Raw genomic sequence first — 5,097 nt, 5'->3', positions numbered from 1 at the left:
GGTGTGTGGTTGTTCTTTGAGAACTCAACAGGGTGCTTGAAAAGCCAGTGCCAATTATGATTTATACCCCGGACTGGCAGTTCTTCTTCGGGAGTGCTGTTGGTTGGGATTCCTTTGGCAACACTTTTGTTGTCAGGACAGTTTTTCGACAAGTTTTTGTTGGAGAGTTTGATCCTGGCTCAGGACGAACGCTGGCGGCGTGCTTAACACATGCAAGTCGAGCGGAAAGGCCCTTCGGGGTACTCGAGCGGCGAACGGGTGAGTAACACGTGAGCAACCTGCCCTAGGCTTTGGGATAACCCTCGGAAACGGGGGCTAATACCGAATATGACCTGGCCCCGCATGGGGCTTGGTGGAAAGTTTTTCGGCCTGGGATGGGCTCGCGGCCTATCAGCTTGTTGGTGGGGTGATGGCCTACCAAGGCGACGACGGGTAGCCGGCCTGAGAGGGCGACCGGCCACACTGGGACTGAGACACGGCCCAGACTCCTACGGGAGGCAGCAGTGGGGAATATTGCACAATGGGCGGAAGCCTGATGCAGCGACGCCGCGTGAGGGATGACGGCCTTCGGGTTGTAAACCTCTTTCAGCAGGGACGAAGCGTAAGTGACGGTACCTGCAGAAGAAGCGCCGGCCAACTACGTGCCAGCAGCCGCGGTAAGACGTAGGGCGCGAGCGTTGTCCGGATTTATTGGGCGTAAAGAGCTCGTAGGCGGCTTGTCGCGTCGACCGTGAAAACTTGGGGCTCAACCCCAAGCCTGCGGTCGATACGGGCAGGCTAGAGTTCGGTAGGGGAGACTGGAATTCCTGGTGTAGCGGTGAAATGCGCAGATATCAGGAGGAACACCGGTGGCGAAGGCGGGTCTCTGGGCCGATACTGACGCTGAGGAGCGAAAGCGTGGGGAGCGAACAGGATTAGATACCCTGGTAGTCCACGCTGTAAACGTTGGGCGCTAGGTGTGGGGGGCCTCTCCGGTTCCCTGTGCCGCAGCTAACGCATTAAGCGCCCCGCCTGGGGAGTACGGCCGCAAGGCTAAAACTCAAAGGAATTGACGGGGGCCCGCACAAGCGGCGGAGCATGCGGATTAATTCGATGCAACGCGAAGAACCTTACCTGGGTTTGACATGGCCGCAAAACTCACAGAGATGTGAGGTCCTTCGGGGGCGGTCACAGGTGGTGCATGGCTGTCGTCAGCTCGTGTCGTGAGATGTTGGGTTAAGTCCCGCAACGAGCGCAACCCTCGTTCGATGTTGCCAGCGCGTTATGGCGGGGACTCATCGAAGACTGCCGGGGTCAACTCGGAGGAAGGTGGGGATGACGTCAAGTCATCATGCCCCTTATGTCCAGGGCTTCACGCATGCTACAATGGCCGGTACAATGGGCTGCGATACCGTGAGGTGGAGCGAATCCCAAAAAGCCGGTCTCAGTTCGGATCGGGGTCTGCAACTCGACCCCGTGAAGTCGGAGTCGCTAGTAATCGCAGATCAGCAACGCTGCGGTGAATACGTTCCCGGGCCTTGTACACACCGCCCGTCACGTCACGAAAGTCGGCAACACCCGAAGCCGGTGGCCCAACCCCTTGTGGGAGGGAGCCGTCGAAGGTGGGGCTGGCGATTGGGACGAAGTCGTAACAAGGTAGCCGTACCGGAAGGTGCGGCTGGATCACCTCCTTTCTAAGGAGCACCCATACCGCCGGCGGACAGTCGGGCTGGTGTGGGGCGGATCGGGTTGTGGGTTGGTCGTTTGTTGAGAATTGCACAGTGGACGCGAGCATCTTTGTGGTCAAGTTGTCAAGGGCGAACGGTGAATGCCTTGGCACCAGGAGCCGATGAAGGACGTGGGAGGCCGCGATAGGCCTGGGGGAGCTGTCAACCAAGCTGTGATCCCAGGGTGTCCGAATGGGGAAACCCGGCACCAGTCATGTGGTGTCACCTGCACCTGAACACATAGGGTGTATGGAGGGAACGCGGGGAAGTGAAACATCTCAGTACCCGTAGGAAGAGAAAACAAATTAGTGATTCCGTGAGTAGTGGCGAGCGAAAGCGGATTGAGGCTAAACCGGCTGCGTGTGATACCTGTCAGGGGTTGCGTGGTCGGGGTTGTGGGACCCCGCTGAACAAGCTGACACTTGTTCGAGGAGTTACAAAGTCAGTGGCTAGTCGAACAGTCTGGAATGGCTGACCGTAGACGGTGAAAGTCCGGTAGGTGAAAGTTGCTGACCTTCTGTGGGTGTTCCCGAGTAGCGGCGGACCCCTGAAATCTGCCGTGAATCTGCCAGGACCACCTGGTAAGCCTAAATACTTCCTGGTGACCGATAGCGGACGAGTACCGTGAGGGAATGGTGAAAAGTACCCCGGGAGGGGAGTGAAATAGTACCTGAAACCGTTCGCCTACAATCCGTCGGAGCCTTACGGGGTGACGGCGTGCCTTTTGAAGAATGAGCCTGCGAGTTAGTGGCATGTGGCGAGGTTAACCCGTGTGGGGGAGCCGTAGCGAAAGCGAGTCTGAATAGGGCGATTCAGTCGCATGCTCTAGACCCGAAGCGGAGTGATCTAGCCATGGGCAGGCTGAAGCGCGGGTAAGACCGCGTGGAGGGCCGAACCCACCAACGTTGAAAAGTTGGGGGATGACCTGTGGTTAGGGGTGAAAGGCCAATCAAACTCCGTGATAGCTGGTTCTCCCCGAAATGCATTTAGGTGCAGCGTCGCGTGTTTCTTGCCGGAGGTAGAGCACTGGATGGTCTAGGGGGCCCACAAGCTTACCGAAATCAGCCAAACTCCGAATGCCGGTAAGTGAGAGCGCGGCAGTGAGACTGCGGGGGATAAGCTTCGTAGTCGAGAGGGAAACAGCCCAGATCACCAGCTAAGGCCCCTAAGCGTGTGCTAAGTGGAAAAGGATGTGGGGTCGCATAGACAACCAGGAGGTTGGCTTAGAAGCAGCCACCCTTTAAAGAGTGCGTAATAGCTCACTGGTCAAGTGGTTCCGCGCCGACAATGTAGCGGGGCTCAAGCACACCGCCGAAGCTGTGGCATTCACATTTCAACCTCGCTTGGACTTGATTCCTTGTGCAGGTGTGTGGATGGGTAGGGGAGCGTCGTGCCGCGGGTGAAGCAGCGGGGTGACCCAGTTGTGGACGCGGCACGAGTGAGAATGCAGGCATGAGTAGCGAAAGAAGGGTGAGAAACCCTTCCGCCGGATGACCAAGGGTTCCAGGGCCAGGCTAATCCGCCCTGGGTGAGTCGGGACCTAAGGCGAGGCCGAGAGGCGTAGTCGATGGACAACGGGTTGATATTCCCGTACCCGCGAAAGAGCGACCCTGACGAACCTCGCTGTGCTAACCACCCGAACCGGTGGTGACCTTCGGGTCGCTGTCGGGGAGCGTGGGAACCTGGTGGGTAGTAGTCAAGCGATGGGGTGACGCAGGAAGGTAGCTGAGCCCGGCCGGTGGTTGTGCCGGGGTAAGCGTGTAGGCCGCACCATAGGCAAATCCGTGGTGCACATAGGCTGAGACGTGATGCCGAGCCGATTCAGGTGAAGTCAGTGATCCTATGCTGCCGAGAAAAGCCTCTAGCGAGTTCTTAGCGGCCCGTACCCCAAACCGACACAGGTGGTCAGGTAGAGAATACCGAGGCGATCGGGCGAACTGTGGTTAAGGAACTCGGCAAATTGCCCCCGTAACTTAGGGAGAAGGGGGGCCGGAGACGTGAAGCCCCACGCGGGTGGAGCGTTGTATGGCCGCAGAGAGCAGGGGGAAGCGACTGTTTACTAAAAACACAGGTCCATGCGAAGAAGTAATTCGATGTATATGGACTGACGCCTGCCCGGTGCTGGAACGTTAAGGGGACCTGTTAGCTCTTCGGGGCGAAGCGGAGAACTTAAGCGCCAGTAAACGGCGGTGGTAACTATAACCATCCTAAGGTAGCGAAATTCCTTGTCGGGTAAGTTCCGACCTGCACGAATGGCGTAACGACTTCCCCACTGTCTCAACCACAGGCCCGGCGAAATTGCATTACGAGTAAAGATGCTCGTTACGCGCGGCAGGACGGAAAGACCCCGGGACCTTTACTATAGCTTGACATTGGTATCCGAATTAGCTTGTGTAGGATAGGTGGGAGCCGGTGAAGTCCATACGCCAGTATGGGTGGAGGCAATCTTGAAATACCACTCTGGTTGATTTGGGTATCTAACTTCGGACCGTTATCCGGTTCAGGGACAGTGTCTGGTGGGTAGTTTAACTGGGGCGGTTGCCTCCTAAAGGGTAACGGAGGCGCCCAAAGGTTCCCTCAGCCTGGTTGGCAATCAGGTGTTGAGTGCAAGTACACAAGGGAGCTTGACTGTGAGACTGACAGGTCGAGCAGGGACGAAAGTCGGGACTAGTGATCCGGCACTTGCGAGTGGAAGCGGTGTCGCTCAACGGATAAAAGGTACCCCGGGGATAACAGGCTGATCTTCCCCAAGAGTCCATATCGACGGGATGGTTTGGCACCTCGATGTCGGCTCGTCGCATCCTGGGGCTGTAGCAGGTCCCAAGGGTTGGGCTGTTCGCCCATTAAAGCGGTACGCGAGCTGGGTTTAGAACGTCGTGAGACAGTTCGGTCCCTATCCGCCGTGCGCGTAGGATACTTGAGAAGGGCTGTCCCTAGTACGAGAGGACCGGGACGGACGAACCTCTGGTGTGCCAGTTGTCCCGCCAGGGGCACGGCTGGTTAGCTACGTTCGGAAGGGATAACCGCTGAAAGCATCTAAGCGGGAAGCTCGCTTCAAGATGAGGTATCCCACCATCCTTTGGATGGGTAAGGCCCCCAGCTAGACGACTGGGTTGATAGGCCGGAAATGTAAGCCCGGTAACGGGTTCAGTTGACCGGTACTAATAGGCCGAGGACTTGACTACAAAGCTGCTACGCGTCCACTGTGCAACTCCCGACAAACGAACAACACCCAGCACTGCTGGTCGAGTTGTTTGACATGTCGATAGAGTTACGGCGGTCATGGCGGAGGGGAAACGCCCGGTAACATTCCGAACCCGGAAGCTAAGCCCTCCAGCGCCGATGGTACTGCACTCGGGAGGGTGTGGGAGAGTAGGACACCGCCGGACAA

Annotated in this window: 3 rRNA genes; all 3 read left to right on the top strand. The window is 57.6% G+C overall.

The features are described 5' to 3' along the window. Positions 1-156 precede the first annotated feature (156 nt). The 3 genes from ACTMS9_RS30545 (at position 157) to rrf (ending at position 5,095) form a co-directional block, all read left to right on the top strand. A 16S ribosomal RNA gene (locus ACTMS9_RS30545) occupies positions 157-1,673 on the top strand. A gap of 107 nt (positions 1,674-1,780) precedes the next feature. After that, positions 1,781-4,891: ribosomal RNA gene (locus tag ACTMS9_RS30540) — 23S ribosomal RNA — on the top strand. An 87-nt stretch (positions 4,892-4,978) separates the two neighbouring features. Next, positions 4,979-5,095 (top strand): 5S ribosomal RNA (gene rrf, locus ACTMS9_RS30535). Together the 16S, 23S and 5S rRNA genes form the textbook arrangement of a ribosomal RNA operon. Positions 5,096-5,097: the final 2 nt, after the last annotated feature.

This window comes from Micromonospora sp. L31, from assembly GCF_052068075.1.
Taxonomy (GTDB): domain Bacteria; phylum Actinomycetota; class Actinomycetes; order Mycobacteriales; family Micromonosporaceae; genus Micromonospora; species Micromonospora purpureochromogenes.
The sequence above is the reverse complement of the archived record's forward strand: the minus strand, read 5'-3'. Positions and strand labels throughout refer to the sequence as shown.